Origin of the sequence: Streptomyces sp. NPDC057702 (genome assembly GCF_042799315.1) — a bacterium.
Lineage (GTDB): Bacteria > Actinomycetota > Actinomycetes > Streptomycetales > Streptomycetaceae > Streptomyces.
The window spans coordinates 62,924-75,745 of the sequence record NZ_JBHVJC010000004.1 but is presented as its reverse complement, the minus strand read 5'-3'; the positions used below and the strand labels follow the sequence as shown (position 1 = coordinate 75,745).

Annotated in this window: 10 protein-coding genes; 3 read left to right on the top strand and 7 right to left on the bottom strand. The window is 71.0% G+C overall.

Features of this window, described 5'->3' with window-relative positions; genetic code table 11:
• Nucleotides 1–303: 303 nt before the first annotated feature.
• Together ACFVFR_RS03860 and ACFVFR_RS03855 are read right to left on the bottom strand one after the other, a co-directional pair.
• Entirely contained in the window at nt 304–1,710 is a 1,407-nt protein-coding gene (locus tag ACFVFR_RS03860; RefSeq protein WP_383698050.1) for an aspartate aminotransferase family protein, read from the bottom strand.
• Nucleotides 1,695–2,177 (bottom strand): Lrp/AsnC family transcriptional regulator, encoded by a 483-nt coding sequence (locus ACFVFR_RS03855; protein ID WP_383697820.1) that lies wholly within the window; start codon nt 2,175–2,177, stop codon nt 1,695–1,697. Before ACFVFR_RS03855 ends, ACFVFR_RS03860 begins: the two co-directional genes overlap by 16 nt.
• Before the next feature lie 170 nt (nt 2,178–2,347).
• Here ACFVFR_RS03855 and ACFVFR_RS03850 point away from each other — a divergent pair, with 170 nt between their 5' ends.
• On the top strand, nt 2,348–3,802 hold the full coding sequence (locus tag ACFVFR_RS03850) for a gamma-aminobutyraldehyde dehydrogenase (protein WP_383697819.1): 1,455 nt from the start codon (nt 2,348–2,350) through the stop codon (nt 3,800–3,802).
• 747 nt (nt 3,803–4,549) lie between these two features.
• On the opposite strand, the gene ACFVFR_RS03845 is transcribed toward ACFVFR_RS03850, so the two are convergent.
• Nucleotides 4,550–5,278 (bottom strand): glycerophosphodiester phosphodiesterase, encoded by a 729-nt coding sequence (locus ACFVFR_RS03845; RefSeq protein ID WP_383697817.1) that lies wholly within the window; start codon nt 5,276–5,278, stop codon nt 4,550–4,552.
• A 227-nt stretch (nt 5,279–5,505) separates the two neighbouring features.
• Nucleotides 5,506–6,528, bottom strand: a complete 1,023-nt coding sequence (locus tag ACFVFR_RS03840; protein ID WP_383697815.1) for an adenosine deaminase — start codon at nt 6,526–6,528, stop codon at nt 5,506–5,508.
• Between the two features lie 609 nt (nt 6,529–7,137).
• Between ACFVFR_RS03840 and ACFVFR_RS03835 the strand changes: the two genes are divergently transcribed.
• A complete protein-coding gene (locus ACFVFR_RS03835; RefSeq protein WP_383697813.1) occupies nt 7,138–7,521 on the top strand; it encodes a DUF4190 domain-containing protein in 384 nt (127 codons plus the stop codon).
• 248 nt (nt 7,522–7,769) lie between these two features.
• Here the strand turns inward: ACFVFR_RS03835 and ACFVFR_RS03830 are convergent, their stop codons facing one another.
• On the bottom strand, nt 7,770–8,360 hold the full coding sequence (locus ACFVFR_RS03830) for an NADAR family protein (protein ID WP_383697812.1): 591 nt from the start codon (nt 8,358–8,360) through the stop codon (nt 7,770–7,772).
• Nucleotides 8,361–8,765: 405 nt separating this feature from the next.
• On the opposite strand from ACFVFR_RS03830, the gene ACFVFR_RS03825 reads away from it, so the two are divergent.
• Nucleotides 8,766–9,230 (top strand): hypothetical protein, encoded by a 465-nt coding sequence (locus ACFVFR_RS03825; protein ID WP_383697810.1) that lies wholly within the window; start codon nt 8,766–8,768, stop codon nt 9,228–9,230.
• On the opposite strand, the gene ACFVFR_RS03820 is transcribed toward ACFVFR_RS03825, so the two are convergent.
• On the bottom strand, nt 9,151–10,173 hold the full coding sequence (locus ACFVFR_RS03820; protein WP_383697808.1) for a phosphatase PAP2 family protein: 1,023 nt from the start codon (nt 10,171–10,173) through the stop codon (nt 9,151–9,153). The two genes, ACFVFR_RS03825 and ACFVFR_RS03820, sit on opposite strands and share 80 nt — an antisense overlap.
• A 325-nt stretch (nt 10,174–10,498) precedes the next feature.
• A complete protein-coding gene (gene gabT, locus ACFVFR_RS03815) occupies nt 10,499–11,848 on the bottom strand; it encodes a 4-aminobutyrate--2-oxoglutarate transaminase (RefSeq protein WP_383697807.1) in 1,350 nt (449 codons plus the stop codon).
• Nucleotides 11,849–12,822: the final 974 nt, after the last annotated feature.

The window sequence follows — 12,822 nt, the reverse complement described above, 5'->3', positions numbered from 1 at the left end:
CGGAGCACGGAGCACGGAGCACGGAGCACGGAGCACGGAGCACGGAGCACGGAGCACGGAGCACGGAGCACGGAGCACGGAGCACGGAGCACGGGGCCAGCGAACGCACTGCGGGGCAGGGTACGGGCCACGGGGCGGTGCTGCAGGGAGCCGGCTGTGTTCCCCGTACCGGTCGGACGCGCCCCGTACGGAGCCTGCAGGCAACGCCCTCACACCGCGCCGTGGCCTCCGTCATCCCGACGCGCTGCTCGGCCCTGTCCGGTGGCGCGCCGCCGGACAGGGCCCGTGCCGGTAGTGCTGCGGTCAGATCTTCGTCCACGCCTCCGTCAGCACGCCCCGTACGATCTGCTCGATCTCGTCGAACGTCGCCTGGTCGGCGATGAGCGGGGGTGCGAGCTGGATGACCGGGTCGCCTCGGTCGTCGGCGCGGCAGTACAGGCCGTTCTCGTACAGCTTCTTGGAGACGAAGCCGTACAGCAGGCGCTCGCACTCCTCGTCGGTGAAGGACTCCTTGGTGGCCTTGTCCTTCACCAGCTCGATGCCGTAGAAGAAGCCGTTGTCGCGCACGTCGCCGACGATCGGCAGGTCGTCGAGGCGGGAAAGGGTGGTGCGGAACGCGTGCTCGTTGTCGAGGACGTGCTGGTTGAGGCCCTCGCGTTCGAAGATGTCGAGGTTGGCGAGCGCGACGGCGGCCGACACGGGGTGGCCACCGAAGGTGTAGCCGTGCAGGAAGGTGTTGTCGGCCGTGTAGAAGGGTTCGGCGATCCGGTCGGAGACGATGGTGGCGCCGATGGGGGAGTAGCCGGAGGTCATGCCCTTGGCGCAGGTGATGATGTCCGGCACGTAGCCGAACTTGTCGCACCCGAACATCGTGCCGAGGCGGCCGAAGGCGCAGATGACCTCGTCGGAGACGAGGAGGACGCCGTACTGGTCGCAGATCTCCCGCACCCGCTGGAAGTAGCCGGGCGGTGGTGGGAAGCAGCCACCGGCGTTCTGGACCGGCTCCAGGAAGACGGCGGCGACCGTCTCCGGGCCCTCGAAGAGGATCTGCTGCTCGATCTGGTCGGCGGCCCAGCGGCCGAACGCCTCCGGGTCGTCGCCGTGTGACGGGGCGCGGTAGATGTTGGTGTTGGGCACCTTGTGCGCGCCGGGCACCAGTGGTTCGTACGGGGCCTTGAGCGCGGGCAGACCGGTGATGGACAGGGCGCCCTGCGGCGTGCCGTGGTACGCGACGGCGCGGGAGATGACCTTGTACTTGGTGTGGTTGCCGGTCAGCTTGTGGTAGTGCTTCGCGAGCTTCCACGCCGTCTCCACCGCCTCGCCGCCACCGGTGGTGAAGAAGACCTTGTTGAGGTCGCCGGGAGCGTGGTGCGCCAGCCGTTCGGCGAGCTCGATCGCCTTGGGGTGGGCGTAGCTCCACACCGGGAAGAAGGCGAGTTCCCGCGCCTGCCGGTACGCGGCCTCGGCGAGCTCCTCCCGGCCGTGTCCCGCCTGCACGACGAACAGGCCGGCCAGGCCGTCGAGGTAACGCTTGCCCTGGTCGTCGTAGATGTAGGTGCCCTCGCCGCGCACGATGGTCGGCACCGGGGCGTTCTCGTACGACGCCATGCGGGTGAAGTGCATCCACAGGTGATCGTAGGCGGCCTTGGAACGGCGCGTGGTGGAGGTCGCTGTGCCGGCGTCGGCGCTCATGGCTATCTCGTTCCCCAGGTGTAGGTCTGCTTCCGGAGCTTGAGGTAGACGAAGCTCTCGGTGGAGCGCACGCCGGGCAGCGTGCGAATCCGCTTGTTGATCGTTTCCAGGAGGTGGTCGTCGTCCTCACAGACGATCTCGGCGAGGAGGTCGAAGGAGCCGGCGGTGACGACGACGTACTCCACCTCCTCCATCGCCGTCAGGGCGTCGGCCACCGGCTCGATATCGCCCTCGACGTTGACGCCGACCATCGCCTGGCGTCGGAAACCCACGGTCAGCGGGTCGGTGACGGCGACGATCTGCATCACGTTCTGATCGAGCAGCTTCTGGACGCGCTGCCGGACGGCCGCCTCGGAAAGCCCCACGGCCTTGCCGATCGCGGCGTACGAGCGGCGCCCGTCCTCCTGGAGCTGCTCGATGATCGCCAACGAGACGGCGTCGATCGAGGGCGAACTGTGCTTGTCAGGTGTGGCCACGCCTCTCACCCTGCACGAGGACTCGACTGTGTCGCAACTCAGGTTCGCCGGAATTCGTTGTCCGGAGCTCTTCTGGTAACTGATTTCGTAGCTTTCGGCGAGTGGGTATGTCGAAAGCGTCGCCCTGGAGGCTAGGGTGGGTGTCTCACCTATCGGACACTTGGCAGGGAGGGGTGGCTGTGACCACCGAGCTGCGTCGTTTGCGCAACTACATCGACGGGGAGTTCCAGGACGCCGCTGACGGGCGGACCACCGAGGTGGTCAACCCGGTCACCGGAGAGGCGTACGCCACCGCTCCACTGTCCGGCGCGGCGGACGTGGACGCGGCCATGAGGGCCGCCGAGGCAGCCTTCCCGGCCTGGCGTGACGTGGTCCCGGCCGAGCGGCAGAAGCTCCTCCTGAAGATCGCCGATGCCTTCGAGGAGCGCGCGGAGGAGCTGATCGCCGCCGAGTCGGAGAACACCGGCAAGCCGCTCGGACTCACGCGGTCCGAGGAGATCCCCCCGATGGTCGACCAGATCCGCTTCTTCGCGGGCGCGGCGCGGATGCTGGAGGGCCGCTCTGCCGGCGAGTACATGGAGGGGCTGACGTCATTCGTCCGGCGCGAGCCGATCGGCGTCTGCGCGCAGGTCGCGCCGTGGAACTACCCGATGATGATGGGCGTGTGGAAGTTCGCCCCCGCCCTCGCGGCGGGCAACACGGTGGTCCTGAAGCCCTCCGACACCACCCCGGCGTCGACGGTCCTCATGGCCGAGATCATCGGCGGCGTGCTGGCGGACCTCGGTCACCCCAAGGGCGTCTTCAACATCGTGTGCGGCGACCGCGACACGGGGCGCCAGATGGTCGAGCACCCGGTGCCCGCCATGGTCTCCATCACCGGCTCCGTACGGGCGGGGATGCAGGTCGCCGAGAGCGCGTCCAAGGACATCAAGCGGGTGCACCTGGAGCTCGGCGGCAAGGCCCCGGTCGTCGTCTTCGAGGACACCGACATCGCCAAGGCCGTCGAGGACATCTCGGTGGCCGGCTACTTCAACGCGGGACAGGACTGTACCGCCGCGACCCGCGTGCTGGTGCACGAGTCGATCCACGACGAGTTCGTCACGGCGCTGGCCAAGGCCGCCGCCGAGATCAAGACAGGTGCGCCGGACGACGAGGACGTCCTGTACGGCCCCCTCAACAACGCCAACCAACTCGCCCAGGTCTCCGGCTTCGTCGACCGGCTCCCGGCCCACGCGAAGGTCGAGACCGGTGGCCAGCGCGTCGGCGACAAGGGGTACTTCTACGCCCCCACCGTCGTCTCCGGCCTGAAGCAGGACGACGAGATCATCCAGAACGAGGTCTTCGGCCCCGTCATCACCGTCCAGTCCTTCACCACCGAGGAACAGGCCGTCAGCTACGCCAACGGCGTCGAGTACGCCCTGGCGTCGTCCGTGTGGACCAAGGACCACGCGCGCGCCATGCGGCTGTCCAAGGCGCTGGAGTTCGGCTGCGTGTGGATCAACACGCACATCCCGCTGGTCGCGGAGATGCCGCACGGCGGATTCAAGAAGTCGGGCTACGGCAAGGACCTGTCCTCGTACGGCTTCGAGGACTACACGCGCGTCAAGCACGTCATGACATCGCTGGACGGCTGACCGACCGGAACAGCGGCCCGCGAGCGGCCGAGCGAGGCGGTACGGGGCCGGCTGGTGGTCTCTCGCGCCGGTGACGGTGCCGGCCGGCTGGCCGGAGCCCTGAGCTCTCGGCCGCTCGCACGCGGGGCTCCGCTGCTCGTCGGCTGCGGCCCCGTCCCGCCCCGCCGGCGCTTCGTGTCGCCGGACCAGTCGGGCGTGTGTCCGGTGGGTACGGCGCGGGCTGGGGTTCGTGGTCGTACCGTGCCAGTGCGTCCTTCGGCTGAGCCTGGGACGGCGGTGTCCGGCTTGCGTGTGTGGCACCGGGTCGCTGTGTGGGCCTGGGCGGGCCGGCTTGTCGCGCCGGAGGTGGGGCCGGTCTCGTACGGGGCGTGCACGAGACCGGCCTGTTGCGTTTGGCGCACGGGGTGACGAGGCCGGCGTGAGGTGTCGGGCTTCGGGCGGTGCCAGCCTTCTTCCGCGTGTGGGGGTGCCGCGCGGTGTGGTGTGTCGCGGGCGTGCCGTGGTGATCCTGCCCGGGGGCACGGGGCACGGGGCACGGGGCACGGCTCCGGACCGAGCGAGGGCCGTCGAGCTCCCGCGTACGGGGCGAAGGTCCGAGCCGAGACGACGATGGCGATGGCGATGGCGAGCCTGGGCGCCGGCGGCGCCGGCTCGCGGGGCCGCGCCGCCAACGTGCCGTACGTCTCATACGTCTCGCACGCGCGGCGTCACCGCCGTGGCCACCAGCGCCGCCGGTGTGAGGCGCCGTTACCGACCCTCCAGCGCTCCGTGCCCGATCAGCGCGCGCAGGGTGCCGATGCGGTTGGTCGTGATGCCGTCGACGCCCGCGCGGAGCAGCCGCCGCATCGTGCGCTTCGTGTCCGCCGTCCAGGCGGAGACCAGGATGCCGTCCGCGTGTGCCTGTTCCACCAGGGCGGGAGAGACGATGCCGAACCGGTAGTTCAGCCAGCGTGGGCGTAGCTCCGCGACCAGCTCGGGGCGTGGTGGCGCGAGCGATGTCCAGGTGAAGGCGATCTCCGCGTCGGGGTCCGCTCGTCGTACAGCGCGCAACGCGGTCAGGTTGCCGCAGTAGTACACGCGGTCCGCCGCCCCGGCCGCGCGCACCGTGGCAAGTGTCGCGGGCACAGCCGACGGAGCGGGTAGGTCGAGCATGGCGCGCACCGTACGCGGCCCACCGGCCATCTCGTCCAGGCCGTCGCGCAACGCGGGCACCCCGCCGCCCGTGACGGCTCCGACCTCGGCCGCCGTGAGGTCGGCGAGAGCCCGATCGTGACCCCACAGTCGCTTCAGGGACGCGTCGTGCAACAGCACGGGCTCACCGTCGCGGGTGATCCGTACGTCGACCTCCACCGCGTCGGCGCCCGCGCGCACCGCTGAGCGGATCGAGGCCAGCGTGTTCTCGCGCTGCACGTACGGGTCCCCGCGGTGGGCAACGGCGGTGAAGTCGCTGACGCGTGGTGCGGTTCTGGTGACCATGCTCCCCATTGTTGCCGCGCCACGCCTCCTCCGCCCCGCACCCCCCCCCGCGAGGTCGCCGCTCCCCGCCCCGTGCGCGAGGCCGTCACCGTGCTCCGTTCGACCGCGTCGGGGGGCACGCTCGGTGCGTGGCGACGCGGTCGTCGCGGCCCGATCGGACCTGAGAGGGCGGGGCCCACGTGACGTGCTGCCCAGGCGCCTCCTTGCGGGGCTCGTCCGGGGGCCTCCTAGGCCGTCGCCCCGGCTGTGTACGCGTCGATCTCGGCGGTGAGCTTGGCCTTGCCCGTGGTGTCGAGGAACGAGGCCGTCACGGCGTTCTTCGCCAGCGCGGCCACGCCCACGGCGTCAAGGTCCAACAACCGAGCCGCCACGGCGTACTCGTTGTTGAGGTCGGTACCGAACATGGGCGGGTCATCGGTGTTGACGGTCACGAGCACGCCGGCAGCGACCATGTCCCGGATCGGGTGCTCCTCCAGCGTGGCCACGGCCCGCGTGGCGATGTTGGACGTCGGGCAGACCTCCAACGGGATGCCGTGCTCCGCGAGGAACTGCAGCAGCTTCGGGTCCTGTGCGCTGGACGTGCCGTGGCCGATGCGCTCGGCGCGGAGCGCGGTGAGGGCGTCCCAGACGGTCTGCGGCCCCGTGGTCTCGCCGGCGTGTGGCACGCTGTGCAGCCCCGCCGCGATGGCCCGGTCGAAGTACGGCTTGAACTGCGGGCGCGGTACGCCGATCTCCGGGCCGCCCAGGCCGAAGCTGATCAGCCCGTCGGGCTGGAGGTCCAACGCGATGCGCGTGGTCTCCTCCGCGGCCTCCAGGCCCGCCTCGCCGGGGATGTCGAAGCACCAACGGAGCGTGACGCCGAGCTCAGCCTCGGCGCCCTTGCGGGCGTCCTCGATGGCCTCGACGAAAGCGGCATCGGGTATGCCACGCCGGGTCGAACTGAAGGGCGTGACGGTCAGTTCGGCGTAACGGATGTTCTGCCGAGCCATGTCCCGAGCGATCTCGTACGTCAGCAGTCGCACGTCCTCCGCGTCCCGGATGAGGTCGACGACGGAGAGATAGACGTCGATGAAGTGCGCGAAGTCGCGGAAGGTGAAGAAGTCGACAAGCGCCGCCGGGTCCTTCGGCACCTTCGAGTCGGGATGGCGCGCGGCGAGTTCGGCGACGATACGAGGAGAGGCGGAGCCCACGTGGTGGACGTGCAGTTCGGCCTTCGGCAGTCCGGCGATGAAGGTGGTGAGATCGGACAACTGAACCTCCTGGGGACGGGGCCCGGGAAGGGGCACGCTTGGATCATCGTAGAACCGGGGCCCTGGCCCCGTGGTAACCAGGCCACCACACGACCGATTGTCCGTAGGGGGAGCGACATGCCCGACGAGTCCGACCAGCCCACGTCCGCCGCGCCAGCCGACAGCTCGGGCGTGACGCCCCCCACGACTGGGGCGGGGCCGCACGACCAGGCCGCTCCGGCGACGCCGGAAAGGCCACCCACACCGACGCGCGGTCAGGAACAGGGGCAGGAAGTGGACGCGCGGGCGGAGGCGGCTGCCGCGCCGGCCCCCGCGCCCGCGTCGGACCCCGGCGCGTCCGTGCCCGTCAGCCCGCCCGTGGGCCAAGCGCCGGCAGCGGCGTACAGCCCCGCGATGTGGACACCGCACGGCGCGACGGGGGCGAGTGCGGTCCCCCCGCCGCCGCCAGCGCCGACGGGGCCGGGCACCCCGAGTGCGTACGCCTACGGCGCCGCTCCGTACGGCCAGAGCGGCCACGTGCACGGCTCCCCGGGGCAGAGCCCGTACGGGCCGGGCGGTCACGGCCATGCGCCCTACGGAGCGCCGACGCCCCACGGGAACCAGGGCTACGTGTACCCGACGCCCTACGGTGCGGCCTGGGGCCGCGGCGTCCACTGGCCCAACAACGCTCAGGGCACCGCCGCACTCGTGCTCGGGATCGTCGGCCTGGTGCTGTTCTTCAGCGTCGTCTTCGGCATCATCCTGGGCGTGCTGGCGATCGTCTTCGGCGTACTCGGACGAGGCAAGGCCCAGCGCCGCGAAGCGGACAACGGCGGCTCCGCGCTGGCCGGCATCATCCTCGGCATCATCGCCTGCGTCGCGAGCGTGGTCATGATCTTCGTCTATGTCGCCACCGACGGCGACGAGTCGGACGGCGACGAGTCCGACGAGCCGTACGGCAGCACCGGAACACGAGTGTCGATCCTGGTGGAAGGCCCACTGCGCGGCATCTAGCGCGTCACACGTCGAGAGTTCCGCGTCTGGAGTCTCCGCGGGGCTCGACCGCCCTGGAGGGGCTCCAGGTGCTGCACGGAGGTCGGTGCCCCGTGCCCCGTCGTATGGCGTCGTACCGGTCGGGGCAACACGTCGAGCGTGATGCCTCTTGTGTCAACTGTGGGCGCTGGTCCAGACATGCTCAAGCCCCGTGCCCCGTGCCGAGGCGTGCGCCCCGTCCCTGGGGTGGTGGGGATGCGCGGCTTCGCCTACGCGAGTCGGCGGCGGGCCTCCATCAAGGCGAAGCCGAGGAGGTTGAGACCCGCCCACCGTTCGGGAGCGGCTGCGCGCTCGTCGTCGGCGCTGAGCCCGATGCCCCAGACGCGATCCACGGGGCTCGCCTCGACCAGGACGCGTACGCCGGTGCCCAGCAGGTAGTCACGGAGTGCGGGGTGCTGGCCGAACTTCGCCACGTTGCCCCGCACGACGAGTTCGAAGCGCCGGGCCTGCCACACCGCGTTGTCGAAGCCGCGAACGGAGCGGCCGATCTCCTTGGCCTGGTCGGGGTGCGACGCGGCGATGGCGCGACGCTCGGCCTCGGCGTCGCCGAACAGCCGGGCCTTGCCCGCCATCATCCAGTGCTCGGCCGTCGCGTAGGTGACCTGATCGACGGCGAACGGTGCCGGCCACCACTGGCTGAAGCATTCGGCGCCCACGACGCCGTCGCGGCGCGGCTGATGCCCCCAGAAGTAGACGTACGTGAACCGCTCGCCCCGCTCTGTGCGCGAGACCAGCTCCCCCACGTTCGTCGGCTCGTCGTGCTCGTGTGCCGTGTCCGAGACGATCTCCGCTTGCCTCATGAACGGAGATTCTGCCAGCCGCCCCGAGGGAGCCGCGCAAGAGTGTGTTCCCGACGGCCACCGTCGGACGGTCTGTCTCGGGCCTGGGGGAGGCGGTACAACAGCCGAGCCACCGACCATGCGTCGAGCGCGGACCGGTTGACGCGCGGCGGGACGCGTGGACGTACGGGGCGGTGATCCTGCCTGGGGGCACGGGGCACGGGGCACGGGGCACGGGGCACGGGGCACGGGGCACGGCGGAGTCCGCCCCGCCGGGGCCCCGACAGACCGGGGTGGAGCGCACTGTGGGCCCCTGTGACGCGCTTCACTACTAACGAGTAGCCGTAGTCGAGTAAGGAATGGTCAAGGCTCCTCCTCTCTCTCGTGACACGCACGACGACGCGCGAAACGAGAGGGGCGAGAGGCATGAGTGACACGGGGGCGACGAGTGCTGTGCACTGGCTGGCGTCAGCGGCACTCGACGCGGAGGCTTGCCTGGCGGAGTGGGGGCGTAACCCGTTGGGAGTGACGCTGCTCCCCGCTGGCCGACTGTGGGACGTCCTCATCGTGCCGGGAGAACTCGGCACCCAGACCTACGACGTACTGCGTGGCTACGTGGAACGGCTCGGCCCCGTGCTGGTGGACTTCACCGGTTCCCGGGTCGGGTTCTTCGTGCCGCCCGGCACCGCCGCCGGGTGGGTGGCCAGCGGCGTACGGGGCGCGGGGCACGGTAGCTGGATCGCGGTGCCCTACCCGGGGCGGGAGACCGGAGGCGTGCGGTGGCTCAGCCCGCCGGACGGCTCCGGGACGCTCATCGATCCGGTGACGCTGGAGCTGGCGATGCACGAGGCAGCCGCGGGCCGCGACCAGCCTCCCGGGGAGGGCCACTGACGGACAGCGCACGCCGTACCGACCAGGCCACGCCGCTCAGCAACAGGACGGACAGGCACCAGCTGCCCAGTACGTCCAGGGGCCAGTGGTAGCCGCGGCGTACCAGGCCCCATCCCACCCCGGCGTTCAGGCCCACCAGCGCGACCACGGCCCATCGCCGGGCGGTACGGGGCGCGATCGGGATGGCTGTCGTTGGAGGCGTGGCTGGACACGCCTCCAACGACGTGCCCGAGCGGGTGACGGACCATGCGAAGACAGCGAGGAGGTATGCCGCTCCGTAACCGACGGCGGCCGTGGCCGCGTGGCCGGATGGGTAGTAGCCGTTCCCGCTTCCCATCGGGGCCCCGTCTGGCCCCGGTCGCCCCAGCCACGCCTTCAACGGAGCGACCAGCGCGGGCACTGTGGCCAGGGCGAGGGCAGCGGCCAGAGGCGGCAGCCACCACAGCGCGCACCGCGCTCGGCGTCCGCACCACAGGGCGGCCCCGATCACCGTCGCCAGCACGGGCAGGACGACGGCCGCGCCGCCGAGATCCGCGCCGAATTCGGCCAGGGTGATGGCGACAGACGAGGGGGAGTGTCCGGAAGGCAGCGCCCCGTGTCGCGCCACGTCGCGGCTCAGTCGCTCATCCAGCGCCCGCACGGGGCCGTCGGCGGCCACCTGCCAGGTGATGAGGGTGAAGAGCGCGATCACGCTGCCGAAGACGAGGAACGGTGCGTGAAGAGGAAGGGGCAGCCCCGAAACAGGGGGGGTGGTTCCGGGGCTGCCGGAGCGACCGGGGCGCCGCACGCCCCGGGGGGTGTGGGGCGGGCGGCCATCCGATCGGTGAGGAGATCCGGAGCCAGAGACTCCAGTGGGGTGCGCCGAGGCGCGGCCGGAACGGGGCTGGGGATGCACCGGCCCGGCATCGCTCGCAGTCCCCTGCGAGCGGGGTGTTTCTCTCATCTGCGGGAACCGTACGTGAGGCCGGACGTGGCGGATAGCTGGATCACTCGCTCGTCATGGCCCTCGCACATCTTCTTCACGAGGTGTGCCTGGCACCCCGCGCCGTGCCGTACGCCCACGTCTCCGCCTCGTTCTCGCTCCGGTGCCGCCCCTGCTCAGCGGCATTGTCGCCGCTCACGGTGCGCGGCCGGCAGCGTGGGCCGTGGGGCGGACTATTCCACGGCGGCGCCAGGCGCTGGCCGGCCGCCCCGTCTCCAGTCACGGGGCAGCCCTGCCCCGCACGGGGCACGGGGTACGGGGCACGGCGAGATGGTGCGGCCGGCGGTCACAGCTGAGTGAAGGACTCCTCCAGGATGTCGAGCCCCTCGTTCAGCAGTTCGTCGCCGATCACCAGTGGCGGCAGGAAGCGCAGGACGTTGCCGTACGTGCCGCAGGTCAGCACCACCAGACCGGCGGCGTGGCAGGCGGCGGCCAGTGCACCCGTGGCGCCCGGGTTCGGGTCCTTGGAGCCCGGCTGAACCAGCTCGATCGCGATCATCGCGCCACGCCCTCGGACGTCCCCGATGATCTCGAACTTCTCCTGCATGGCGTTGAGCCGGGCCTTCATGACGCCCTCGATGTGCTTCGCCTTCGCGTTGAGGTCGAGTTCGCGCATGGTCTCGATGGAGCCCAGGGCTGCGGCGCAGGCCACCGGGTTGCCGCCGTACGTACCGCCCAGGCCGCCGCTGTGCGCGGCGTCCATGATCTCGGCGCGGCCGGTGACGGCGGCGAGCGGGAGGCCGCCGGCGATCCCCTTGGCGGTGGTGATGAGGTCAGGCACGATGCCCTCGTCCTCACAGGCGAACCACTGACCGGTGCGGCAGAAGCCAGACTGGATCTCGTCCGCGACGAAGACGATGCCGTTGTTGTTGGCGAACTCGACGATCTTCGGCAGGAAGCCCTTGGCCGGCTCGATGAAGCCGCCCTCGCCCAGTACCGGCTCGATGACGATGGCGGCCACGTTCTCCGCCCCGACCTGCTTGCTGATCACGTCAATGGCCTGGGAGGCCGCCTCTTCGGCGCAGTTCTCCGCGCCGGTCAGCCAGCGGTAGGGGTAGGCGACGGGGACCCGGTAGACCTCGGGTGCGAAGGGCCCGAAGGAGTGCTTGTACGGCATGTTCTTGGCTGTGAGAGCCATGGTGAGGTTGGTGCGGCCGTGATAGCCGTGGTCGAAGACGACGATCGCTTGGCGCTTGGTGTAGGCGCGAGCGATCTTGACCGCGTTCTCGACGGCCTCGGCGCCGGAGTTGAACAGCGCGGACTTCTTCGCGTGGTCGCCCGGGGTGAGCTTGGCGAGTTCCTCACAGACGGCGATGTAGCCCTCGTACGGCGTCACCATGAAACAGGTGTGGGTGAAGTCGGCCAGCTGCGCCGAGGCGCGACGTACGACCGCTTCGGCACTGGAACCGACCGACGTCACGGCGATACCTGAACCGAAATCGATCAGAGAGTTCCCGTCCACGTCCTCGATGACACCGCCACCCGCTCGGGCGGCGAAGACGGGCAGCACGCTGCCGACGCCTCCCGCGACCGCCGCGCCCTTGCGCGCCATGAGCGCCTGGGACTTCGGGCCGGGGATGGCAGTGACGAGGCGGCGCTCCTGGGGGAGGGTGGGGCCTCCGGACAGTTCGGACATGCAGCGCTCCAGGGGGTACGCAGGGAATGACGGCGGCTCTCCTTCGCAGGCTAGGTGTGTCGCCCCACCCCTGGCATGTTCCGTTCGGGAGAAGTGCGCGTGTTGCGTTGTCCGTGGCGGACATAGCGCGAGGCGCGGACATAGCGGAGCGAACGGCACACCCGCGGACGGGGCAGCGCAACTGTCGGCACGGGGCCACTAGATTGAGTGCCCAGACGGTTGAAGGCGACCGACGGAGCTGCCGTGGTGTGGGCCCCGGCCCGGACCGGTACGTGCGGTGCCAACAGATCGCGCCAGGGCGCCGGGCGCGATCGGGCGCCTCTGCCGAACGGGGACACGACGTGTGTCCGTGGGGCGCGGCACGAGGGTCGGGTACGCCGCGTGCGGGCCCGCGGGGCCTGGGCGGGGTCGTAGGAGCCGTGCGACGGGTCCCTGGGGCGGTGCTGGAGCGGCCCGGAGACCGCGTCGCTCCGTAGCGCGACCGGGTGCGTGCCGGAGCGGAGGCGGGAGCGTGGTGCCACGGGGCGCGCGGATTGGCACGGTGGGCGGGGGTGGCCAGGCATGGTGCGGGCGCCCTTCGTACGGTGCCGCCCTCGACTGCGGGCCGGACGGGTGGCGCGCCGTGTGTGACTCGCACGGTGCGGCGGGTAGTTGAGTGTGCGTAGTTGGCAGGTCAGGTCAGGGGGCAGGGAAAGCGGATGGACACCGAGGGCACCTACGACGCGCGCGGGCCGCGTCGGGACGAGGTCGCGCCGCTCCCGGCTGACAGGGAGCAGCCGCCCCGCCCACCCACCAGCCCCACGGGCGTGGCGGGCCCGCCCAGCGCGCCCCCGTGGCTGTCGGCGCCGGCGTCACCCGCGCCGGCCCCGTTCCCGTCTCGGCCCCCATACGACTCGAGGCGACCGGATCAGCCGGGTGAGTGGCAGCGTACGGCTGACCTTCCCGCTCCGCCGGCCGGACCGCCCGCCCCGCTC